This window comes from Acidovorax sp. DMC1 (genome assembly GCF_056314325.1).
Map to the genome: position 1 here is coordinate 356,467 of NZ_JBQUYO010000004.1, position 23,019 is coordinate 379,485.

The following is a 23,019-nucleotide window of genomic DNA, read 5'->3' on the forward strand; positions in this document are numbered from 1 at the left end:
GATGAAACGATCAGGCGTTCAGAGTGTCGCCGATGACGCCCTTGCGCAGCAGGAAGTTGCCCCAGGGCTGTAGTTCGCCCGTCACAACGATGGCATAGGCCTTTTTGACGCGTTCGTAGAACGCAAAACGCTCCACGCCTTCGGCCTGCTCGCTGGCCACGCCCTCGCGTGCCAGCACGTCCATGGTTTCGCGCTGCAGGGCCGAGCGGTACGGAACCTCGGTGCCGCCCACCTGCATGTAGGCCACGGGGTGCGCCACATCCTGCGCCAATGGCAGCACGCTGGCCACCGCTTGCACGGCGCGCGCCATGCCGATGCCTGGCAGGCGCAGCACGGGCTTGCCCGCGCCCAGGCTCATGGCGGTGAAGTTGGCGTCGGCCAAAACAATGGCGTCGTCATGGCCCATCTCGGCCAGCACCTTGAGCAGGTCGGGGGTCAGCAGGGGATCAATGTTCTTCAGCATGGGGGCGTTTCAGGCAAGGCATTCAGCGGGCAGGTCAGATGCGGCCATGGCCCCGGTCATCACGGCCACGGTATCGCTCATGCTGATCTTCTTGGGGTTGACGACGGCAGCGCGCTTGCCCAGGCGGGCGATGTGGATGCGGTCGGCAATCTCGAACACATGGGGCATGTTGTGGCTGATGAGGATGACGGGCAGGCCCTTGTCGCGCACGCGGCGGATCAGCTCCAGCACCATGTTGCCCTCCTTCACGCCCAGGGCGGCGGTGGGCTCGTCCATGATGACGACATGGCGTGCAAACGCTGCGGCGCGCGCCACAGCCACGCACTGGCGCTGGCCGCCCGAGAGGGTCTCCACCGCCTGCGTCATGGAGCGGATGCCGACCTTCAGCTCGGCCATGCGGGCCACGCTTTCTTCCAGCATCTTCTTCTTGTCGAGCATGCGCAGCGCGCTGCCCAAGAGGCCGGGGCGGCGCAGTTCGCGGCCCAGGAACAGGTTTTCGGCAATGGTCATGGCCGGGGCCACGGCCAGGTCCTGGTAGACGGTTTCAATGCCGGCGCGGCGCGCGTCGATGGGGCTCTTGAACTGGATGCGCTGGCCGTCGAGCAGGATCTCACCGTCGTCCGGTACGGTGGCGCCGGACAGCGCCTTGATCAGGCTGGACTTGCCCGCGCCGTTGTCGCCGATCACGGCCAGGATCTCGCCAGCGCGCAGTTCAAAGTCGGCGCCGTCGAGCGCAGTGACCTGACCGTAGCGCTTGACCAGGCCCTTGGCCTGCATCACCAGCGGGGCGTCCGCCGTGGGGGTGAAGTGGGTCATGATCAACGCACTCCCTTGCGCGAAAGTTGGTCGGTGGCCACGGCCAGGATCACAAGGATGCCGGTGACCAGGATTTGATACACCGACGAGACACCCATCAGCGTGAGCCCGTTGCGGAACACGCCCACGATGAGCGCCCCCACCAGCGTGCCCAGGATGACACCGCGCCCGCCAAACAGGCTGGTGCCGCCCAGCACCACGGCGCTGATGGCGTCGAGGTTTTCGGTCTGGCCCGCGTTCGGGTCGCCCGCGCCGGTGCGCGCCACCGACAGCAGCGACGCAATGCCGTAGAACAAACCGGCCAACACATACACGCCCAGCAGCACCTTGTCGGTCGCAATGCCGGTGAGGCGCGTGGTCTCGGGGCTGTTGCCCACGGCGTACACATGGCGGCCCGGTGCGGTCTCGCGCAGCGCAAACCAGGTGACGAGGTACAGCACCAGCATCAGCACCGCGCCCCAGACGATGGCGGTCTGGCCCAGCTGGAAGGTGTTGCCCAGCGCGGTCATGCCCGCAGGAATGTCGGTGATGGTCTGCGCGCCCGAATACAGCTGCGTGGCAGCAAACGCAATGTTGAGCGTGCCCAGCGTGACGATGAAGGGCGGCAGCTTGATCTTGGTGACCAGCAGACCGTTGACCAGGCCGAACAGCATGGTCACCGCCATGCCGCACGCAATCGCCACGGGGGCCGAGAGGCCATAGTCCGCCGCCATCTTGGTCATCACGATGCCGCCCAGCGCCATCACCATGCCGCACGACAGATCAATGCCCGCCGTGAGGATGACCAGCGTCTGGCCGATGGCAATGACCGCCACCACCATGACCTGCTGCAGGATGAGCGCGAAGTTCTGCGCCGACAGAAAACGCTCGCTCTGCGTGGCAAAGAAGGCGCACGCGAGGATCAGCGCAATGAACGGCCCTAGCGTGGCCAGCGGCGGTAGTTTGGAAGCGGTCGAGGACATGGCGGCTCCGTGCGGGTGGACAAAGGTGGCGCTCAGAAAAAGCAGTTGTCGGTGGGGAGCCGATCGCAAAACTCAGCGAAGCGGTTCTGGCTAGGCGCTGCGTCGCAGGCAGTACGGTAGTACGACAAGACGCAGCAACGACGCCAGAAGAGTTTTTCGAACGGCTCTTACTTGGCGCCCCAGCACAGGTCGGTGCCAGTCTTCACATCCTTGCTGTCCACGCCCGCCATGGGCTTGGCAGCGATCAGCGTCACGCCGGTGTCGGTGTAGCCGCTGACCTTCTTGCCGGTCTTGGCGTATTCCACGCCGGCCGCCACGCCCATCGCGGCCATGCGCAGCGGGTACTGCTGGCTGGTGGCGGCGATCACGCCCTTGCCCACATCGGCAATGCCTGCGCAGCCGCCGTCCACCGAGACGATGAGCACGTTCTTCTCTTTGCCTGCGGCCTTGAGCGCGTTGTAAGCACCGGCGGCGGCGGGCTCGTTGATGGTGTAGACGATGTTGATGTCGGGGTTCTTCTGCAGGCAGTTTTCCATGCCGGTCTGGCCCTTGGCGCGGTCACCAAAGCTGTCGGCCATGCACACCACTTCGGCGGGGCGCGACAGCTCGTTGCTCTTGGCGTCATTCGCCTGCAGGCCAAAGCCCTTCAGAAAGCCGTTGTGCCGCTGTGCGCCCACGGGGTGGCCGGGGAACAGGTCCAGCGTGGCAATCACGGGCTTCTTGCCCGCAGCGGCGGCCTTGGCGTACTGGCCGATCAGCTCGCCCGCCTTGTAGTTGTCGGTGGCAAACAGCGCGTCCGTCGCATCCATGGGCTCGGTGGGGCTGTCGAGCGCAATCACCATCACGCCGCGCGCCTGCGCCTTCTTGATCGCGGGCACGATGGCCTTGGCATCGCTGGGGGTGATGAGGATGGTCTTGGCGCCAGCGGCGATCAGGTTCTCCATGGCCGTGACCTGGCCGGCGTTGTCGCCATCGGTCTTGCCTGCCGCCGACACCAGCTTGGCGCCCAGCTTCTTGGCCTCGGCCGTGGCGCCCTCTTTCATCTTCACGAAGAAGGGGTTGGTCTCGGTCTTGGTGATGAGGCCGATGACGGGTTCGGATGCTTGTGCCTCGGCCAGGCCACAGGCCAGGGCGCCGGTGAGGGCAAGGGCAGAAAGCGCGAAAGCGGGGGTGCGTTGCATGGCGTTGTCTCCGGGTGTTGGGATGGCAGATTCCTGTCGGCCCCGTGCTGCGCGGCTGGCAGGTGAACCACTCTTGTCGGGTGGATGGGATCGAACTATAGTGGCCGACAAGTTAATAAATCAAGTGGATTTACTTATGGTTTTCCCTATCCAGTCCGCCGACTCCAGCCCCGCCCACACCGCACCGCCGCTGCGCGTGGCCACGGCGGGCGAGGCCCTGTTTGACCTGATCGAAGAGCCCGATGGCCGCCTCAAGCCCTGCGCGGGCGGCGCGGTCTACAACCTCACGCGCGCGCTGGGCCTGCAGGGCGTGGGCACGCTGTACCTCAACCCGCTGTCGGGCGACATGCTGGGGAGACAACTGGCACGCGGCCTGCACGATGCGGGCGTGGCCCTGGCAGCGCCCACGCCGGTGCGTGCGCCCAGCGCGCTGGCGCTGGCCGCACTGGATGCCGAGGGCAAGGCCAGCTACAGCTTCTACCGCGACGGCGTGGCCGACCGCCAGGTGACGGCCGCCGCGCTGACGGCTGCTTGCGCCGCATTGCCAGAGCTGCAAGTAGTGGCCACGGGCTGCCTGGCGCTGGTGGCACAGGACGCTGCCGTTTACCAGCCCTGGCTGGCAGCGCAGCGCGCAGCAGGCCGCATGGTGGTGGTGGATGCCAACCTGCGCCTGTCGGCCGTGGACGATGCGGAGGCCTACCGCGCCAATGTGATGGCCGCCCTGCAGCACGCCCACCTCATCAAGGTGAGTGACGATGACCTGGAGGCGCTGGCTGTTCCGGGCGCCAACGCATTGGAACGCGCCCACTATTTGCAGCAGCAAACACAGGCCCAATGGCTCGCCCTGACCCTGGGGCCGGAAGGTGCCTGGCTGCTGCAACACGACGGCTTGGCCGTGCATGCGCGCGAGGAGGCTCCGATCACGGTGGTGGACACCGTGGGTGCAGGCGACTGTTTTCTGGCGGGTTTGATCACCGCCTGGCTGGCAGGGCCTGAGCGGGGCGAAGAAGCCCTGACCTTGCGCCCGGGTGGCCTGACGGCGCCCGTTGCGGAAGCCCGGCTGCGCGCCATGCTGCACCATGCGCTGGCCAGCGCCAGCCACTGCGTGGAGCGTGCGGGCTGCACGCCGCCCCGCTACGAAGAAGTGCAAGAGCGGCTGGCGTTGCGGCGCTCAGCGACCGCAGCCGGCCAATAACACTTACTCGGCGGGTTTGGCGGCCGGCTTGCGGGCCCGGCTGCGTGGACGGGGAGCGGCCGCCTTGGTGGGATCCGCGTCTTGTGCCTCAGCGGCTGGTGCCTCGGCCGCAGAAGCCGATGCCTCGGCAGCTGTAGCACCGCCCGCATCCGCCACGGCACGCGCGCCACGCGCTCGGGGCGTGGCAGCAGCCTTGGGGGCGCTGGCAGCTGGCTTGGCACCTCCTCCACTGCGGGCGCGACTGCGGCGAGGGGCTGCAGGCTCGGCACCATCGTTCTCAGCAGGTATCTGCGCTGCCGGGGCCTCGGAGCCATCCAACGCTTCGGCGCGCGCATCCTGCTCAGGGCTGCTGTCGATCACCCGCTCCAATGGCCCGGCCTCGTGGACCACCGGCTGGTTGAAATAGCGGCTGGCCGGGCGCTCTGACGGCACATCCGCCTGCTCGGACGCCAGTGGCTCCTGGTTCGAGTCATTGCGCGGCTCGCTGCGCTGCGTGGAGCGTGTGTCTGGGCGGTCTGCGCCCTCACCGCGACGCCCCCGGCTGCGACCCGGCGCGCCCTGCCCTTCGCCACTGTCAGAACGCAGATCGGGTGCCGTCGCCACCGCATGAAAGTCGTGCCGTGTGGCGCCGCCCTGGCTGGCTCGCTCACCGGATCCTTCAGGCCGCGCGGCGGCGGCCGTCGGCCCACCGTGGCTGCGGAACACATACGCCCCCGACTTTTCATCGCGCCCAAACTCCAGCAGCCCACGCGCCTGCGCTTCCTCCAGCAGATTGCCAAAGGTGCGAAAGCCGTAGCGGCCTTCGCTGAAGTCGGGCTTGCGGCGCTTGATGGCCTCCTTGAGCACCGAGGCCCAGATCTTGCCGGTGTCGCCGCGCTCGGACAGCAGGGCTTCAAACGTTTCGGCCGCCAGCTCCACGCCCTGGGTGCGGCGCGCGTCCTGGCTTTCCTTGCGGCTGCGCTCTTCTTCGGGGCTGCGGCGGGGCGCAGGTGGCGGGTTGCTGCCAGGGCTCTGGCGGCGGGCCTGGGCCCGCTGGTTTTCGCGCACCAGGTCGTCGTAGAAGATGAACTCGTCGCAGTTGGCAATCAGCAGGTCGGACGTGGACTGCTTCACGCCCACGCCGATCACCTGCTTGTTGTTCTCACGCAGCTTGGACACGAGCGGCGAAAAGTCCGAGTCACCGCTGATGATGACGAAGGTGTTGACGTGCGACTTGGTGTAGCAAAGGTCCAGCGCGTCCACCACCAGGCGGATGTCGGCCGAGTTTTTGCCCGACTGGCGCACGTGCGGGATTTCGATCAGCTCGAAATTCGCCTCGTGCATGGTGGCCTTGAAGCCCTTGTAGCGCTCCCAGTCGCAATAGGCCTTCTTGACCACGATGGAGCCCTTGAGCAGCAGGCGCTCCAGGATGGGCTTGATGTCGAACTTTTCGTACTGCGCATCGCGCACGCCCAGGGCGACGTTTTCAAAGTCGCAGAACAGGGCCATGCTGATGCTGTCGGAGGGGGATGCCATATCGTGTGTGAGTTCCGTTCAATGCTGCGGATCATCACACGGAACGCATTGCCCCCTCCGAAGGGAGTGGCCTCAGGTGGGTTTGGCCAAGCCCAGTTTCTCGACCAGCGCCTTCTCGCGGGTGAAGGTGTCCTGCGCAAACTTCTTGTACGCCGACGTGCTCATGTACATGGGCACCATGTCGTAGCGGGCCAATGCGGTCTTGTAGCTGTCCTGCTCCATGGCCTGCTTGAAGGCATCGTGCAGGCGCTTGACCACCGCATCGGGCGTGCCCTTGGGTGCGCCGATGCCAAACGGCGAGTTCTGCACCAGATTGAGGCCCAGCTCCTTGAGCGTGGGCGCATCGGGGAACTTGGCCAGGCGCTCGGCGCCCCAGGTGTTGAGCACGCGCAGTTTGCCGGCCTCGACCTGTGGCGCAAAGCCGGTGGAGTCGGCTGCTGCCATGATCTGCCCGCCGAGGATGGACTGCATGAGGTCGGCGCTGCCCTTGTAGGGCACGTGCAGCAGCTCGATGCCCAGCTGCTGCGCGATGAGTTCCATGGTCAGGTGCGGGCTGGTCATGGTGCCGGTGGAGCCGTAGCTCAGCTTGCCGGGGTTGGCCTTGGCCCAGGCCACGAAGTGGGTCCACGTCTTGAGTGGCGAGTCAGCAGGCACCACCAAGCCAAACGCGTAGCCGGTGACGTTGAGCACGTAGCTGATGTCCTTGACGGGGTCCCAGTTGATCTTGGTGGTGTAGGGCAGGCGGAACACGCCCAGCGGAATCTGAGCCACCGTGTAGCCGTCGGCTGGAGAAGTTTGCAGCTGCTGTGCGGGCAATGTGCCGCCGGCACCGGGCTTGTTCTCCACGATCACGGGCTGGCCCAGGATCTTGCTGGCGTTGTCGGCCAGCGAACGCATGGTGATGTCGGTGGGGCCACCGGCAGGGAAGGCGATGATCAGCTTGATGGGCTTGTTGGGAAAGCTCTGGGCCTGTGCCAAGAATGCGGGGGCGGCCAGGCTGGCGGCTCCCCATTGGATGATCTGGCGACGTTGCATGGCGGGGCTCCTGAAAAGCAAAAACAAGGACGTCGCCATTGGACTGCAGGCCGCGCCGCGAGGGTATGCGGAAACCCCCTAGCCCATGTCGCCAAGGCGCCAGCGCTCAGCCCTTGCGCTGGTACACCGCCGGGACTGCATCACGCCTTGTAGGTGGACAGCAGGATGCTGGTCTCGGTGTTGGCAATGCCGGGCGTGAGCCGGATGCGGCCAAGCGCGGCGTCAAACGCCTCCAGGCTCTCGGCGCGCACCTCGGCCACGATGTCCCAGCGACCGTTGGTGGTGTGCAGTGTGCCCACGGTGGGCTCGCCACGCAGCGCGCGGATCACGGCGGGGGCGGCGTTGCCCTCCACCGCAATGCTCATCCAGGCGCGGATGCGCTGGGGTTCCGAATCGGGCCGCAGGCGCACGGTGTAGCCGGTGATGACGCCGCTCTCTTCCATTTTGTGCAGGCGGTTTTGCACCGTACCGCGCGACACGCGCAGCTTTTGCGCCAGCGTGGCGACCGGGGTGCGGGCGTCGGCGCGCAGGATGCTGATGATTTCGCGGTCGGTGTCGTCGAGCTTGGTCATGGTGGGCGGGGCAACTGGCAGATCGGCAATTTTCTGCGCATTCTGGTGGCTTGGGTGCCAGGTCCCCCATGCCCGTGAAGCACGCCGTCGTGCCCTGCCAAGCTTTGCACCCAGCGGCGTGCGACCGGTCTGCGCCAGCGCATCACAGGCCCATTGGGCATAAAAATGTCTGGTAGCGCTAGTACATAGCGCCCTAACAGCTATCAAATCAGGAGTGCATCCTGTCATTGCCCCGGCGGCAACACCTGCGCGTCCAGCCGCGCATCGCAGCCAATGCCCGACGCAATCCAACGCCGGGCCAGCGCCGACATCGCACGCACCGCCCACGGGTGCGTCATGCCCGTCACCGCCGCCGGGTCGGCCACCATGCCGCACCAGTAGCGCTGGTCGGCATTGCTCCAGCGCAGGGCCGCACAGGCGCCCCGGCGACGGCGCGACACCAACACGCCCAGAGGGCAGGGCTCGGCCAGGCAGCACAGACCGCAGCCGTTGCAGGGCGCGCCTTCGGCCGGCTTGGGCGGTGCTTCAGGGTGCAGCCACACCACGGTGGGTGAGCCAGGGGGTTGTGTGGACATCAGTTGCGAATGGCGTAGAGCGCAACGGCAACACCGCACACGCTTTGGCCCATTGTGCCGCCAGCTTCAATGTCCCGGCCCCGCGATAACGCCCGCCCAGCGCGGCTGGCCCCTCACCCCATGCCTAAAAAAAGCCCCTGCTGCGAGGGCAGCAGGGGCTGAACCGGCCGAAGGACCGGGGAGGGAGACAAGCAATGAGATCGAATGAGATCGGTAGAACGCGCGGTGCGCGCTGGGCTTAGCAGCCCGCAGGGCGGTTGGGGCGCATCGGCACGATGCCGCTCACGCGCAGCGTGGCGCCCGAGCCGTCGGAAGCCGTCAGCGTCTTGCCGGTGAAGCGCACCTGGTCGCTCTCGCGCACCACAGCGGTGTCGGTGGGTTCGCCGCTGCCGTATTCCTTGCCGTCAAAGGTCAAGAACACTTGGTGCAGGCTGGTGGCATCCGGGCGGTAACGGATATCGCCGAACGCGGTGGCGGACGAGCCCACCTTGTTGGCACCGTCAAAGCGGAAGGTGCACAACTCGGGCACCGAGCCGATGGGGTTCTTTTTGTCCACATCGGTGAGGTTGAGGGCGCCGTTGCCGTAGACGCCATTCAGGCCGTCAACGGTGGCGTTGCTCACCGTGAGCACGCCGGGTTCGTTGCTGGGGGATGGATCGTCGTCATTGCCGCCACCGCAGGCCACCAGCAGCACAGAGGTGGCCGCAAGCGCGGTACAGGTCTTGAGGAAATGGAGCGTTTTCATGGCGGTGTGTCCTGGGATGTGGATGGAAGATGGGGAACCGATCCCCTGCAGCCCATCGTAGGAAAACCACCCCAGGCGCCACGTGCGCCATGTTCCGCGCTGTGCGTAGGACAGAGGCCGACGGGGCTGTGCGCCCCCAGCCCCACAGACCCCTGCCCTCGGCGCATCAGCGCGCTAGCACCGGCGCCAGCGCCTTGCCCGTGTGCGTGCCTGCCGCCACCACCTCTTCGGGCGTGGCAGCGGCCACAATGCGCCCGCCCGCGTTGCCGCCCTCCGGCCCCAGGTCCAGAATCCAGTCGGCTTCGGCGATCACATCCAGGTCGTGCTCGATCACGATCACGCTGTGGCCACCATCCACCAGGCGGTGCAGCACGCGGATGAGCTTGTCCACATCGGCCATGTGCAGGCCCACCGTGGGCTCGTCCAGCACATACAGCGTGTGCGGCGCTTTCTGGCCCCGGCGGCCCACCTCGTCGCGCACCTTGGTCAGCTCGGTGACCAGCTTGATGCGCTGCGCCTCGCCACCACTCAGCGTGGGCGAGGGCTGCCCCAGCGTGAGGTAGCCCAGGCCCACGTCCTTGAGCAGCTGCAGCGGGTGCGCAATGCTGGGCATGGTGGCGAAGAAGTCCACCGCCTCGTCCACCTCCATCTGCAGCACATCGCCAATGCTCTTGCCGCGCCAGGTCACGGCCAGCGTTTCGGGGTTGAAGCGCGCGCCGTGGCAGGTTTCGCACGGCACCTTCACATCGGGCAAAAAGCTCATCTCGATGGTGCGCACGCCTGCGCCCTCGCAGCTGGGGCAGCGGCCTTCGCCGGTGTTGAAGGAAAAGCGCCCGGCGGCATAGCCACGGGCCTTGGCCTCCAGCGTTTCGGCAAACAGCTTGCGGATGGTGTCCCAGAAGCCGATGTAGGTGGCAGGGCATGAACGCGGTGTTTTGCCGATGGGTGTCTGGTCCACTTCGAGCACGCGGTCGATGCTCTCGAAGCCCGACAGCCCTGTGCATCCGACCAGCGGCGGCGCCTTGCCCGCGTCCATGGCATCACGCCCGGCCTTGGTACTGCGCTGCTGCACCCAGGCCTGCACGTTGGCCAGCAGCACATCCCGCGCCAGGGTGGACTTGCCCGAGCCGCTCACGCCCGTCACCGCCACCAGGCGGTGCAGCGGCACGGTGGCGGTGACGTTCTGCAGGTTGTGCAGCTGCGCGCCATACACGGTGAGCCAGCGCATGGCGGCGCGCTCCTTGGCTTCATTGAGGGCGTCAGCGGCCAGCGATGCAGCCTGCGCCGCACGCTTCTTGACGGCCGCACTCTGCCGACCGGTGGGCGCTGCCGCCTCGGCCTGTGCAAAGGCGGCTGTGGCCTCGGCGCTCACCTCGGTGGCCGACATGCTGCGGCGCAGTTGCAGCGGGTGCTTCATCGCGTGCAGCAGGTAGCGGCCGGTTTGCGAATCTTCGGCGGCCGTGAGGTCGCTCACCGAACCCTGCGCCACCAGGCGCCCGCCGCGTTTGCCGGCGCTGGGGCCAATGTCGATGATGTGGTCGGCGCGGCGGATGGTGTCTTCGTCGTGCTCCACCACCACCAGCGTGTTGCCCTTGTCGCCCAGCTTGTGCAGGGCGTTGAGCAAAATCTGGTTGTCGCGCGCATGCAGGCCGATGGTGGGCTCGTCGAGCACGTAGCACACGCCCTGCAGGTTGCTGCCCAGCTGCGCGGCCAGGCGGATGCGCTGGGCCTCGCCACCGCTGAGCGTGGGCGCGCCCCGGTCGAGCGTGAGGTAGCCCAGGCCCACTTCTTCGAGGAATTCGAGGCGGCTCTGGATCTCGGGCACCAGGTCGCGGGCGATGTCGGCCTCGCGGGCCGTCATGCCACCTTCCACGCGCAGGGTCTCCACCCAGCGGCGCACGTCCGTGACGGACAGCGCAGCGATGTCGGTGATGCCCACGCCCGCAAACTGAACAGCGCGGGCCGTGGCGTTCAGGCGGGTGCCGCTGCAGGTGGGGCAGGCCGTGTCGGCCAGGTCTTCCACCTCGGGCTCGGCAAAGGTCTGCTCGCGGCCTTTCTCCTTGTCGTCCTGCACCGAGTCGTCAAACACCTTGCGCTGGTCTTTGGTGAGCTTGACGCCCGTGCCCACGCAGTCGGGGCACCAGCCGTGCTTGCTGTTGTAGCTGAACAGGCGCGGGTCCAGCTCGGCATAGCTCGTCGCACACACCGGGCAGGCACGCTTGGTGGAGAACGCCTGCAGCGTGCCAATGCCCGCTGTGGGCTGGCCGCCCTCCATGGCCTCGCGCAGGCCTGCAATGCCTGAAAGAACATGCACCACGCCCTTGCCGTGCGTGAGCGCGTCGGCCAGTGCGGTGCGCAACTGCGCTTCGCTCTCGGGCGACACATCCAGGCTGGCCACGGGCAGCTCGATGGTGTGCTCCTTGAAGCGGTCGATGCGCGGGAAGTTGGTGGTGGGCAAGAAGTTGCCATCCACGCGCAGGTGCGTGTAGCCGCGCGGGCGGGCCCAGTCGGCCAGTTCGGTGTACACGCCTTTGCGGTTCATGACCAGCGGCGCAAGCAGGCCGATGTGCTGGCCGCGGAACTGCGTGAGCAGCTGCGCGGCGATGCTCTCAGGCGTCTGCGGCTGCACGGCGGCGCCGTCCTTCGTGCAGTGCTGCGTGCCCAGCTTGACGTACAGCAGGCGCAGGAAGTGCCACACCTCGGTGGTGGTGCCCACGGTGGACTTGCGCCCGCCGCGCGACAGGCGCTGCTCGATGGCGACGGTAGGCGGAATGCCGTACACCGCATCCACCTCGGGCCGGCCTGCAGGCTGCACGATGGAGCGCGCATAGGCATTGAGGGATTCGAGGTAGCGGCGCTGGCCTTCGTTGAACAGGATGTCAAACGCCAGCGTGGACTTGCCCGAGCCGCTCACGCCAGTCACCACATTGAACTTGCCACGCGGGATGTCCACGCTCAGGTTCTTGAGGTTGTGTTCCTTCGCATTGACGATTTCTATGGCGTTTTTGGCCGCAGGCGCTAGATCCATATGCGCAAGGCGCTCTGATTTTCGCAGCGCCGCAGCCTTTTCGTGCACCGAGTGGCCGCCCACGCCCAGCGCCAGTTCGTAGTCGCGCAGTGCCTGCCCGGTGTGAGAGGTGGCATGGGCCCGCACATCTTCGGGCGTGCCCTCGGCCACGATGAGGCCACCCGCATAGCCGCCTTCCGGCCCCAGGTCGATCAGCCAGTCGCTCGCGCGGATCACGTCCAGGTTGTGCTCGATGACGATGAGCGAGTGCCCTGCGTCGATGAGCTTGCGCAGTGCGCGCATCAGCTTGGCGATGTCGTCAAAGTGCAGGCCGGTGGTGGGCTCGTCGAACAGGAACAGGGTGCCTTTGCGTGCCACCGTCTGGCGCGATTTGCTTTGTACGCGTGCAGCCTCGGCCAGAAAGCCTGCGAGCTTGAGGCGCTGCGCCTCGCCGCCCGACAGGGTGGGCACGGGCTGGCCCAGCGCCACGTATTCGAGCCCCACGTCCACAATGGGCTGCAGCGCGCGGATCACGTCGCGGTCGTTCGCAAAGACGGCCGCAGCTTCGGCCACGGTCAGCGCCAGTACATCCGCCACATTCAGCGACTTGCCGCCGCGCTCAATGGTGATCTCCAGAATCTCGGGCCGGTAGCGCTTGCCGTCGCAGTCGGGGCAGCGCAGGTACACGTCGCTCAGGAACTGCATTTCCACATGCTCGAAGCCCGAGCCGCCGCAGGTGGGGCAGCGCCCGTCGCCGCTGTTGAAGCTGAACTTGGCGGCGGTGTAGCTGCGCTGCTTGGACAGCGGTGCCACGGCAAACAGCTCGCGGATGCTGTCCCATGCGCCCACGTAGCTCACGGGGTTGGAGCGCGCGGTCTTGCCGATGGGCGACTGGTCCACAAACACTACGTCCGACAGGTGGTCGGCGCCCAGCATGCGGTGGTGCGCGCCCGGTGCGTCGGTGGCTTTGCCAAAGTGGCGCAGCAGTGCGGGGGCCAGCACGTCCTGGATCAGGCTGGACTTGCCTGAGCCGCTCACACCGGTCACGGTGACCAGGCGCTGCAGCGGAAATTCGACCGTCACATCCTTCAGGTTGTGTTCGCGCGCGCCTTCGAGGATGAGGCGCGGGGTCGATTCGGTCACCATGCGCTTGAAGCCAAAGCCCACATGCTTGCGGCCGCCCAGGTAGGCACCGGTGAGGGTGTCGGCCTTGCGCAAATCCGCCGTGGTGCCGTCGAACACGATCTGCCCGCCCAGGCGGCCCGGGCCAGGGCCCATGTCGATCATGCGGTCGGCCGCGAGCATCACGGCCGGGTCGTGCTCCACCACCACCAGGGTGTTGCCCGCATCGCGCAGGCGCAGCATGGCCTCGGTGATGCGGTGCATGTCGCGCGGGTGCAGGCCGATGCTGGGCTCGTCCAGCACGAACAGCGTGTTGACCAGGCTGGTGCCCAGCGCCGTGGTGAGGTTGATGCGCTGCACCTCGCCGCCACTGAGCGTGCGGCTTTGCCGGTCCAGCGTGAGATAGCCAATGCCCACGTCGCACAGGTACTGCAGGCGGGTGGTGATTTCTTCGTGCAGCAGCTTCAGCGCTTGCGCGTCGCCGCCCTTGGCATCGTCGCCCACGGGCAACTGCATGCGCGCAAAGAACTGGCGCAGGCGGTCAATGGGTAGCAGCATCAGGTCGTGCAAGCACAGGCCGGGCAAGGCCTCCAGCTGTGCCCGCGACCATTGCACGCCTTCGGGTAGAAAGCGCTTGCCGGGTTCCAGCACCGCGTCGGCGTCTTCCTTGCGGCCGATGCGCCAGAGCAGGCTTTCGGTCTTGAGCCGCGCGCCCGCGCAGGTGGGGCACGGCGTGTAGCTGCGGTACTTGGACAAGAGCACACGGATGTGCATCTTGTAGGCCTTGCTCTCCAGGTATTCGAAGAAGCGCTTGATGCCGTACCACTGCTTGCTCCACTGCCCGTCCTTGTAGCCGGGTGCGCCGTTGATGACCCATTTTTTCTGATCGTCGGTGAGCTTGTACCAGGGCGTGTCGCGTGGGATGCCTGCGGCCTCGGCGTGGCGCATGAGGTCGTCCTGCGCCTCTTGCCACGCGGGGGTCTGGATGGTCTTGATGGCGCCCGCGCGCAGCGTGAGCTTGTCGTTGGGGATGACAAGGCCGTAGTCCACCCCGATCACGCGGCCAAAGCCCCGGCAGCTCTCGCACGCGCCCACGGCCGAGTTGAACGAGAACATGGAGGGGATGGGGTCGCTGTAGCGCAGGTCGCTGTCGGGGCAATGCAGGCCGGTCGAGAAGCGCCACAGTTCGGGCTCGCCTTCATCCACCAAGCGGTACACATTCAAGCGCCCGGTGCCGCGCTTCAGGGCCACCTCAATGGCCTCGATCACCCGCGCCTTTTCGGCGTTGCCCAGGCGGAAGCGGTCGGCCACCACGTCCAGTACTTTCACAGCCCCCACGCTCCCCACTGCGTGTGGTTCGCTGCCCCCCGAGGGGGCGCTCGCTTGCTTGGGGCGGCCCGGCGCGGCGCTCGTGCGCGACCCGATGGGCCTGAACTCCTCGCGCTCGGCCTGCACCTTGGTGAAGCCGCTGGCGGACAGCCATTGTTCGACCTGTTCAGCGCTGGTGTTGGCGGGCAGCTCGACCGGGAAGGTCAGCACGATGCGCGGATCGCCTGCCTCGGCACTGCGCTGCTGCAGCTCGGCATAGATGGTCTCCGGCGAGTCGTGCCGCACCGGCTGCGCGGTCTGCTTGTCAAAGAGCTGGCCCGCACGCGCAAACAGCAGCTTGAGGTGGTCGTTAAGCTCCGTCATCGTGCCCACGGTGGAGCGGCTGGAGCGCACGGGGTTGGTCTGGTCGATGGCAATCGCGGGGGGCACGCCCTCGACCTTGTCCACGGCCGGTTTGTCCATGCGGTCCAGGAACTGGCGCGCGTAGGCACTGAAGGTCTCCACATACCGGCGCTGGCCTTCGGCATACAGCGTGTCAAACACCAGGCTGGATTTGCCCGAACCGCTGGGGCCTGTCACCACCGTCAGTTCGCCGGTGCGGATGTCCAGGTCCAGGTTCTTGAGGTTGTGCTGGCGTGCGCCACGGATACGGATCTGTCCCTGGGTCATGGAGGCGGTCTTTCTGGGGTGAGGCGGGACATTCTAGGGACGCACTCCGGGTTTGCGCCTGCGCCCGCCGATTACCCCCGAGGCGCACTGCGGTGCTTTTGACCATGGACAAAGCACGCGCAATGGAGCAGCGGCTAGGGAAAAGCGGGTGTTCTGGCCGGAAACATCCGGCTAGACTGCGGCCTCCACACAAAACAAGAGGAGACCGCCATGACAAAACAATGGCAACTGCGGGCGGCGGGCTTGGTCCTGGCGCTCGCGGCCAGTGCCGCCAGCCATGCCCAGATCCTGATCGGCCAGACAGCAGGGTTCAGCGGCCAGGTCGCCGCCGGGGTGAAGGAGACCACCGATGGTGCACTGCTGTACATCGATGCCATCAATGCCAAAGGCGGTGTCAACGGCCAGAAAATCGAGCTGATCTCCCTAGACGACAAGTTCGACCCCAAGCTGGCAGCGGAAAACGCCCGCACGCTGATCGAGGACAAGAACGTCTTGGCCCTGTTCCTCAACCGGGGCACCCCGCACACTGAAGCCATCCTGCCCCTGCTGGACAAACACGGCGTGGTGCTGGTGGCGCCGTCCACTGGGGCCATGGTGCTGCACCAGCCGGTGCGCAAATACATCTTCAACGTGCGCGCCACCTACCAGCGCGAGGCCGAAAAGGCGATCACCCACCTGGCCTCCATGGGCATCAGCCGCGTGGCGCTGGTGTATGCGGACGACAGCTTTGGGGCGGACGGCATCCAGGGCGCACAAAAGGGCTTGGCAGCCGCCAAGCTGACCGCCGTGGTGTCCGAAAAGTTTGACCGCGCCAAGCCCGACTTCACCCCCATTGCCGCCAAGGTGGCCAAGGCCGATGCGCAGGCGGTGTTGATGGTGGCCTCGGGCTCTGCGGTGGTGGACGCCACCAACGCGCTGCGCACGGCGGGCTCGGCCGCACAGATCGTGACGCTGTCCAACAACGCCTCCAGCGGCTTCATCAAGAGCCTGGGTGCCAACGCACGCGGCGTGATCGTGACCCAGGTGTTCCCCAACGAGCGGGCCGTGACCTACCCGATGGTGAAGGAGGCCCAGGAGCTGGCCAAGACCAAGGGGCTCACCGAGATCAGCCCCGCCATGCTGGAGGGCTTTGCCGCCGCCAAGGTGCTCGTCGAAGGCCTCAAGCGCGCGGGTCCCAAGCCCACCCGCGACAAGCTCCAGACCGCGCTGGAAAGCATCAAGAAGCTGGACCTGGGCGGGCTGGAGGTGAACTTCAGCCCCGAGGACCACACCGGGCTGGACTTTGCCGACCTGTCCATCATCGGCACGGACGGGCGCTTCCGCCGCTGAGCGCCTGGGCACTAGGTCTACGCGTTTTTACAGTTGTCCCGCGCGGGAGCGTGCCTACACTCGGGCGCTCCACACGCAGGAGACAACCCCATGAAGAAAACTGGCCTGGCCGGCGCACTCTGCGCCCTGGCCGCCGCCCTGGGCATCGGTTCCGCCCACGCACAGATCCTGATCGGCCAGACGGTAGGCATCACCGGCTCGGCCGCCGCTACGGTGGCCGAATCCATGCAGGGCGCCGCCCTCTACATCGACCACATCAACGCCAAGGGCGGCGTGGGCGGGCAGAAGGTGGAGGTGCTGTCGCTGGACGACAAGTTTGACCCCAAGCTGACCCTGGACAACACCCGCACACTGATTGAACAAAAGAGCGTGATCGGCCTGTTCATGACCCGTGGCACGCCCCACACGCAAGGCATCATCCCGGTGCTGGAGCAGCATGGCGTGCCGCTGGTGGGCCCGTCCACCGGAGCGATTGCGCTGCACCAGCCGGTGAGCAAATACGTGTTCAACGTGCGTGCGCCCTACCAGCGCGAGGTGACCAAGGCCATTTCGCACCTGCACACGCTGGGCATCCAGCGCATTGGCGTGGTGCATGTGGACGACACGTTTGGCGCAGACGGGCTGGCGGGTGCGCAGGCCGGCTTCAAGGCCAACAACATCGAGGCGCTGTTCATCGAGAAGTTTGACCGCGCCAAGCCCGACTACAGTGCCATCGCACCCCGCGTGGCCGGCAAGCAGCCCCAGGCGGTGATCTTCATCGGCACGGGCGCGGCGGTGGTCGATGGCATCAAGGCCCTGCGCGCTGCGGGCGTTGCCGGCCAGATCGTCACGCTGTCCAACAACGCGTCGGGCGGGTTTGTGAAGGCCCTGGGCGACCAGGCCCGGGGCGTGGTGGTGACGCAGGTGTTCCCGTCGGAGCGCTCGCTCAACTACCCCGTGGTCAAGGAGGCCATGGACCTGGCCAAGGCCAAGAACATCGGCGACCTGACGCCCGCCATGCTGGAGGGTTTTGTGAGCGCCAAGGTACTCGTGGAAGGCCTCAAACGTGCAGGCGCCAAGCCCGACAGCGCCAAACTCCACATGGGGTTGGAAAGTATCAAGAAGTGGGATCTGGGCGGCATGGAGCTGAGCTACAGCCCCACTGACCACAGCGGGCTGGACTTCTCCGACCTGTCCATCATCGGCACGGACGGCCGCTTCAAGCGCTGACACGGCACCAGCTTCCGAGCCTCAAGTCACCACAAAAAAAGGCCCTGCCAGCGATTGCTGGCAGGGCCTTTGTCATGCCGGGCAACGTGCTTATTGCGCGCTGGCAGCCGAGGCAGGAGCCGCAGCGGGTGCAGGTGCGGCGGCAGGTGCCGCAGCGCTCGCAGGGGCCTCGGGCGCGTGCACCGCATCGGCGCCGTGCTTTTCACCGCCCATGTCGGCCTTGTCGCCCGCCGTGATGATCACGTACATCGACAAAGCAGCAAACAAGACGAAGCCAACAACAATCTTCCACATATCAATATCTCCTGGGATGGGTTTGTTCAATCAAGGGGCCTGGCTGAACGCGCAAGGTTGTGGGTTGTACTGGTGCGCGGTACAAGCCCCTTGATGGAACACAGGGCCCGACCCTTGCGGGGCGGGCCCTGTACACCGGTCAGTAACGATCAGTCGTTGGCGTAGATGTCAACGTCCTTGGTTTCCTTGATGAACAGGCCACCGATCACCACCGTAGCACCGGCGATGATGATGGGGTACCACAGGCCGTTGTACATGTTGCCGGTCTGGGCCACGATGGCAAACGCCGTGGTAGGCAGCAGGCCGCCGAACCAGCCGTTACCGATGTGGTACGGCAGGGACATGGACGTGTAGCGGATGCGGGTGGGGAACATTTCGACCAGCATGGCGGCGATGGGGCCGTACACCATGGTCACCAGCAGCACCAGGTAGGTCAGGATGATTGTGACCATCACCTTGTCGATGCGGGCTGGGTCAGCCTTGGTGGGGTAGCCAGCGGCCTTCAGGTCGTCGGCCACGAGCTTCTTGAACTCGGCGTCCTTCTTCTTGGCTTCGTCAGCGCTCAGGCCCTTGCTGGAGTACGAGGGGATCGCGGTTTCGCCAATCTTGATGGTCGCCACCGTGCCGGCGGGTGCCACAGCGTTTTCATAGCTCACCGAAGCGCCAGCCAGCACCTGCTTGGCGATGTCGCACGAGCTGGTGAACTTGGTGGTACCTGTGGGGTTGAACTGGAACGAGCACTCGGCAGGGTCGGCAGTGATCACCACCTTGTTCTTGGCCTGGGCTTCAGCCAGCGCGGGGTTGGCCGCCTTGGTCAGTGCACCGAACACGGGGAAGTACGTCAGCGCGGCCAGCAGGCAGCCTGCCAGGATGATGGGCTTGCGGCCGATCTTGTCGGACAGCGCACCGAACACGATGAAGAACGGCGTACCGATCAGCAGCGACACAGCCACAAAGATGTTGGCGGTAGCACCATCAACCTTCAGTGCTTGCGTCAGGAAGAACAGTGCATAGAACTGGCCCGAGTACCACACCACGGCCTGACCGGCGGTCAGACCCACCAGTGCCAGGATCACGATCTTGAGGTTCTTCCACTCACCGAAGGATTCCTTCAGCGGAGCCTTGGAGGTCTTGCCTTCAGCCTTCATCTTCTGGAAGGCAGGCGATTCATTCATCGACAGGCGGATCCACACCGAGATGGCCAGCAGCAGGATCGACACGATGAACGGGATGCGCCAGCCCCAGTCGGCAAACGCTTCTTCACCCAGCACGGTACGGGTGCCCAGGATCACCATCAGCGACAGGAACAGGCCCAGCGTGGCAGTGGTCTGGATCCAGGCCGTGTAGGCGCCGCGCTTGCCGTGTGGAGCGTGCTCGGCCACATAGGTGGCAGCACCGCCGTACTCACCGCCCAGTGCCAGGCCTTGCAGCAGGCGCAGGGCAATCAGGATGACGGGAGCGGCCACACCGATGGACGCGTAGGTCGGCAAGATGCCCACGATGAAGGTGGACAGGCCCATGATCAGGATGGTGACCAGGAACGTGTACTTGCGGCCAATCATGTCGCCCAGGCGGCCGAAGAAGATGGCGCCGAAGGGACGAACAATGAAGCCCGCCGCAAACGCCAGCAGCGCGAAGATGAACGCCGAACCGGCATCCAGACCGCTGAAGAACTGCTTGGCGATGATGGCTGCGAGCGAGCCGTACAGGTAAAAGTCGTACCACTCGAAAACGGTGCCGAGCGACGAGGCGAAGATGACCTTCCTCTCTTCGGGCGACATCGGCCGCGGTGCGGGATGAACAGTTGCCATGGTGTGTGTCTCCTATTGGTGTTACAGACCGCACTGCGGCGGGCTGCACGCATTCTTGGAGATGGCACTGACCACCCTCTGACGCGAAACCAACAAGAGCTTTCATCAAACTGACCGCTCTCTGACAACTTAGGGTGAAACCCGCAGCACCCCTTTCAGCATCCGGAAATTGCTCAGCGCTTGCCGGGTAAACCCGATGGGAGCTGGCTGACAGCATCCCAGGCCGGTCCGTCGAACCAGGCGTCGCCATCGAGGTAGGCACGCAGCATGGGCAGGCCGTCGAGCCCCCAGAACAGCTTGCCGTCCACCCCGAACGCGGGCACACCAAACACACCGGCGGCCTGCGCAGCTTCGGTGTTGGCGCGCAGCAGGGCCTTCGGGCCGTCGCTGTTCACGTCCTGTCCGGGGCGCACCTGTTCCGCCAGCGCCTCAGCCAGCGCGGCCAGCCGCGCGGGGTCGAGCGCGTCACCACCGCCCTGCCACACGTGGCGCAGCACCGTGCCCGCCACATAGCGGTTGATGCTGCCGTCGTCGCTGCAGGACAGGGCCTGGCGCAGCAGGGGCAGCGGGTTGAACGGGTGGCGCGCTGGCATCTGGAGCGGGGTGCCCTGCGCATGGCCCAGCCAGGTCACGTGGCGGTAGGTCCAGTCGCGCTTAGGGGCAATGCCCGCAGGGCCGGGGTTGCCGTGCTGCTGCAGCAGGGCACCCAGCAGCACGGGCTGGTAGGTCACGCTGTAGGTCAGCCCTTCCAGCACTTCAGGCAAGCGCTCAAACGCCAGCCAGGCATAGGGCGAAATGAAGTCCAGGTAGAACGTGATGCGCTTCATGCTTCGGTCTCCGGCACGGGCCAGGCAATGCCCGCACGCTGCAACAGCTGCGCCCAGATGGCGCGCCGCTGCGGGGCGTCGGCGCGCGACCAGGCACGAATTTCATCCAGCGTGCGAAAGCAGCCTTCACAGTGGCTGCGGTCGGGCGTCATGCGGCACACCGAGATACAGGGTGAAGGCACCGGCTCGGTGCTTTTGGAGTCAAAATGGCCGGTAGCGCTAGTGTCTTTTGCCTTGGCAGCTAGCAAATCAATAGCATTCATGCGTCCACCTGGGGCGCGGGGGTGTCCGCCACAGGCGCTTGCACCACGTCCACCACGGGAGCGCCCGTCAGGCGCTGCAGGTCGCTGGGGTGCAGGGGGAACACGCCATGCGGGTGGCCCGCTGCGGCCCACACCACGTCAAAGCGCAACAGGTCCTGGTCGATGAGCGTGACGGGCGGTGTGGCATGCGCCACGGGCGACACGCCGCCAATCGAAAAGCCGGTGCGCGATTTCACAAACTCGGCATCGGCGCGGCCGATCTTGCCGCCCACATGGGCTTCCACCTTTTTCTCGTCCACGCGGCGGTCGCCCGATGTGACCACCAGCACCGCTGCATCGTCGCTCTTGCGCCGGAAGATGATGCTCTTGGCCACCTGCCCCACCAGGATGCCCAGCGCATCAGCGGCCTGCTGCGCAGTGCGCGCGGCATCGTCCAGCATCTGCGGCAGATGCGGGTGGCCGAGCCGCTGCAGCTCGGCAGCCACACGCTGTACGCCCTCGGGTAGGTTTTTCAGTTCGGCTCCACACATGCGCATCGGTCTCCAGCGGGCCCCCATGGGGGCGTGATTCGGTCGGGTCTCCCTCCATTTTGCCGCGCGCCAGGGCCTGCCCGGCGCCCTGCCCCGCATGTCCCTGCACGGCGCTCCGGCACCCGGGCCAAATCAGGCCACTTTACAAACAGGAAATGTGCGCCCCCCACAATGCGCCGAACTTTCCACCCCCACGCCCCAAGCCCCACGCCCATGAACGATGCCGCGTTGTCCCTGCTGTGCCCGAGCCTGTCTGCGCCGTCCCCTGCCGATCCTGTGTCAGGCCGCGCCGCCCGCCCCGCCCTGGGGGCCTTGCCGTCCCGGGGAGCGTTGCTGGGGCTGCTGCTGATCGCAGGCATCCTGGCCGGCTGCAGCAAACCCAACGAGGCCCCCGCGCCGGCCAAGGCCGCCCCTGAAGTGGGCGTGGTCACGCTCAAGCAGCAAAGCCAGCAGCTCGAAGCCGCGCTGCCGGGCCGCACCCGCGCCTCGCTCACGGCCGAGGTCCGGCCCCAGGTGTCGGGCATCCTGCAAAAGCGTCTGTTCACCGAAGGCGCGCTGGTGCGCCAAGGTCAGCCGCTGTACCAGATCGACGACGCTTCGCTGCGGGCCACCGAGGCCAGCGCGCAGGCGGCCCTGGCCAAGGCCGAGGCCACCGCGCGCACCCAGGAGGCCACGGCCAAGCGCAATGCCGAGCTGGTGAAGATCGACGCCATCAGCCAGCAGGCGTTTGAAGAAAGCCAGGCCGCCGCCGCCCAGTCGCGCTCCGACGTGGCCGTGGCCCAGGCCAACCTGGCCACGGCGCGCATCAACCTCAAATACAGCCGCATCGAAGCCCCGATCAGCGGCCGCATCAGCCTGTCCAACGTCACGCCGGGGGCGCTGGTCACAGCCAACCAGGCCGACGCGCTGACCTCCATCGTCCAGCTCGACCCGATGTACGTGGACTTCACCCAGTCCACCACCGAGCTGATGCAGTTGCAGCGGGACTGGGACGCAGGCCGCTTCCAGAAGGTGGAGGGCGACAAGATCCCGGTGCGCATCCGCCTGGACGACGGCACCGAATACGCACAGCGCGGCCAGCTGCAGTTTGCGGGCGTGATCGTGAACGCCACCACCGGCACCGTCACGCTGCGCGCCGTGGTGCCCAACCCCAAAGGCACGCTGATGCCCGGCATGTATGTGCAGGCGCTGCTGCCCACCGGCCTCGCGCCCGAAGCCCTGCTGGTGCCCCAGCAGGCCGTGACCCGCGACCTCACCGGCAAGCCCAGCGTGCTGGTGGTCAAGGACGGTGATGTGGTGGAAAAGCGCCCCATCAGCATCGACCGTGCCGTGGGCAACCAGTGGCTGCTGCAGGGCGGGCTGGCTGCGGGCGAGCGCGTGGTGGTCGAGGGTTTCCAACGCGTCAAACCCGGCGACAAGGTGCGCGCGGTAGAGGTGGACCCGAAGGCCCCCGCCAAGGGCCGCAAGGGCGCCCCTGGCGCTGACGCACCCGCCGCCGCCGGTGCCGCGCCCGCGTCAGCCCCCGCTTCCAATCCCGCTCCGGCAGCCTCCCGCTGAGCACGAAGGACGC

19 protein-coding genes are annotated in these 23,019 nt (G+C 66.4%); 4 read left to right on the plus strand and 15 right to left on the minus strand.

Annotated features, from left to right (window positions below):
• Positions 1–10 precede the first annotated feature (10 nt).
• From ACT531_RS11695 to ACT531_RS11710, 4 genes are all read right to left on the minus strand, one after another.
• Complete coding sequence (locus tag ACT531_RS11695; protein ID WP_094291657.1) at positions 11–463, minus strand: RbsD/FucU family protein; 453 nt, start codon at positions 461–463, stop codon at positions 11–13.
• Positions 464–472: 9 nt separating this feature from the next.
• On the minus strand, positions 473–1,279 hold the full coding sequence (locus tag ACT531_RS11700) for an ATP-binding cassette domain-containing protein (RefSeq protein WP_476017529.1): 807 nt from the start codon (positions 1,277–1,279) through the stop codon (positions 473–475).
• 2 nt (positions 1,280–1,281) lie between these two features.
• Positions 1,282–2,241 (minus strand): ABC transporter permease, encoded by a 960-nt coding sequence (locus tag ACT531_RS11705; protein WP_476017530.1) that lies wholly within the window; start codon positions 2,239–2,241, stop codon positions 1,282–1,284.
• Between the two features lie 167 nt (positions 2,242–2,408).
• Positions 2,409–3,422 carry a substrate-binding domain-containing protein gene (locus tag ACT531_RS11710; RefSeq protein ID WP_476017531.1) on the minus strand — a complete coding sequence of 338 codons (1,014 nt, stop codon included), beginning with the start codon at positions 3,420–3,422 and terminating at the stop codon, positions 2,409–2,411.
• A gap of 136 nt (positions 3,423–3,558) precedes the next feature.
• Between ACT531_RS11710 and ACT531_RS11715 the strand changes: the two genes are divergently transcribed.
• Positions 3,559–4,617, plus strand: coding sequence for a PfkB family carbohydrate kinase (locus ACT531_RS11715; RefSeq protein WP_476017532.1), 1,059 nt, complete (start codon positions 3,559–3,561; stop codon positions 4,615–4,617).
• Between the two features lie 3 nt (positions 4,618–4,620).
• On the opposite strand, the gene ACT531_RS11720 is transcribed toward ACT531_RS11715, so the two are convergent.
• The 6 genes from ACT531_RS11720 to uvrA form a co-directional block, all read right to left on the minus strand.
• Positions 4,621–6,132, minus strand: coding sequence for an NYN domain-containing protein (locus tag ACT531_RS11720; RefSeq protein ID WP_476017533.1), 1,512 nt, complete (start codon positions 6,130–6,132; stop codon positions 4,621–4,623).
• Positions 6,133–6,204: 72 nt separating this feature from the next.
• On the minus strand, positions 6,205–7,167 hold the full coding sequence (locus ACT531_RS11725) for a Bug family tripartite tricarboxylate transporter substrate binding protein (RefSeq protein WP_015015736.1): 963 nt from the start codon (positions 7,165–7,167) through the stop codon (positions 6,205–6,207).
• Positions 7,168–7,307: 140 nt separating this feature from the next.
• Positions 7,308–7,739, minus strand: a complete 432-nt coding sequence (locus ACT531_RS11730; RefSeq protein WP_015015737.1) for an Lrp/AsnC family transcriptional regulator — start codon at positions 7,737–7,739, stop codon at positions 7,308–7,310.
• Positions 7,740–7,963: 224 nt separating this feature from the next.
• Complete coding sequence (locus ACT531_RS11735; protein ID WP_295939927.1) at positions 7,964–8,314, minus strand: hypothetical protein; 351 nt, start codon at positions 8,312–8,314, stop codon at positions 7,964–7,966.
• Positions 8,315–8,552: 238 nt separating this feature from the next.
• Positions 8,553–9,059, minus strand: a complete 507-nt coding sequence (locus tag ACT531_RS11740) for a hypothetical protein (protein ID WP_295939928.1) — start codon at positions 9,057–9,059, stop codon at positions 8,553–8,555.
• A gap of 166 nt (positions 9,060–9,225) precedes the next feature.
• The gene (uvrA, locus tag ACT531_RS11745; protein ID WP_476017534.1) at positions 9,226–15,186 is read right to left on the minus strand and encodes an excinuclease ABC subunit UvrA; all 5,961 of its coding nucleotides are present in this window, start codon (positions 15,184–15,186) and stop codon (positions 9,226–9,228) included.
• 210 nt (positions 15,187–15,396) lie between these two features.
• On the opposite strand from uvrA, the gene ACT531_RS11750 reads away from it, so the two are divergent.
• Positions 15,397–16,515 carry an ABC transporter substrate-binding protein gene (locus ACT531_RS11750; protein ID WP_476017535.1) on the plus strand — a complete coding sequence of 373 codons (1,119 nt, stop codon included), beginning with the start codon at positions 15,397–15,399 and terminating at the stop codon, positions 16,513–16,515.
• Between the two features lie 90 nt (positions 16,516–16,605).
• Positions 16,606–17,724: an ABC transporter substrate-binding protein gene (locus ACT531_RS11755; protein WP_476017536.1), complete on the plus strand. Its 1,119-nt coding sequence runs from the start codon at positions 16,606–16,608 to the stop codon at positions 17,722–17,724.
• Between the two features lie 90 nt (positions 17,725–17,814).
• Here ACT531_RS11755 and ACT531_RS11760 read toward each other — a convergent pair whose 3' ends face one another.
• From ACT531_RS11760 to ACT531_RS11780, 5 genes are all read right to left on the minus strand, one after another.
• A complete protein-coding gene (locus tag ACT531_RS11760) occupies positions 17,815–18,018 on the minus strand; it encodes a hypothetical protein (protein ID WP_015015743.1) in 204 nt (67 codons plus the stop codon).
• Between the two features lie 149 nt (positions 18,019–18,167).
• A complete protein-coding gene (locus ACT531_RS11765) occupies positions 18,168–19,829 on the minus strand; it encodes an MFS transporter (RefSeq protein WP_110960330.1) in 1,662 nt (553 codons plus the stop codon).
• Between the two features lie 173 nt (positions 19,830–20,002).
• Positions 20,003–20,656 carry a 2-hydroxychromene-2-carboxylate isomerase gene (locus ACT531_RS11770; protein WP_476017537.1) on the minus strand — a complete coding sequence of 218 codons (654 nt, stop codon included), beginning with the start codon at positions 20,654–20,656 and terminating at the stop codon, positions 20,003–20,005.
• A complete protein-coding gene (locus ACT531_RS11775; protein WP_476017538.1) occupies positions 20,653–20,919 on the minus strand; it encodes a DUF1289 domain-containing protein in 267 nt (88 codons plus the stop codon). Before ACT531_RS11775 ends, ACT531_RS11770 begins: the two co-directional genes overlap by 4 nt.
• Positions 20,916–21,449 carry a YbaK/EbsC family protein gene (locus ACT531_RS11780; RefSeq protein WP_291446976.1) on the minus strand — a complete coding sequence of 178 codons (534 nt, stop codon included), beginning with the start codon at positions 21,447–21,449 and terminating at the stop codon, positions 20,916–20,918. The genes ACT531_RS11775 and ACT531_RS11780 overlap by 4 nt, the downstream gene beginning before the upstream one ends.
• A 213-nt stretch (positions 21,450–21,662) precedes the next feature.
• On the opposite strand from ACT531_RS11780, the gene ACT531_RS11785 reads away from it, so the two are divergent.
• Positions 21,663–23,006 carry an efflux RND transporter periplasmic adaptor subunit gene (locus ACT531_RS11785; protein WP_110960333.1) on the plus strand — a complete coding sequence of 448 codons (1,344 nt, stop codon included), beginning with the start codon at positions 21,663–21,665 and terminating at the stop codon, positions 23,004–23,006.
• Positions 23,007–23,019: the final 13 nt, after the last annotated feature.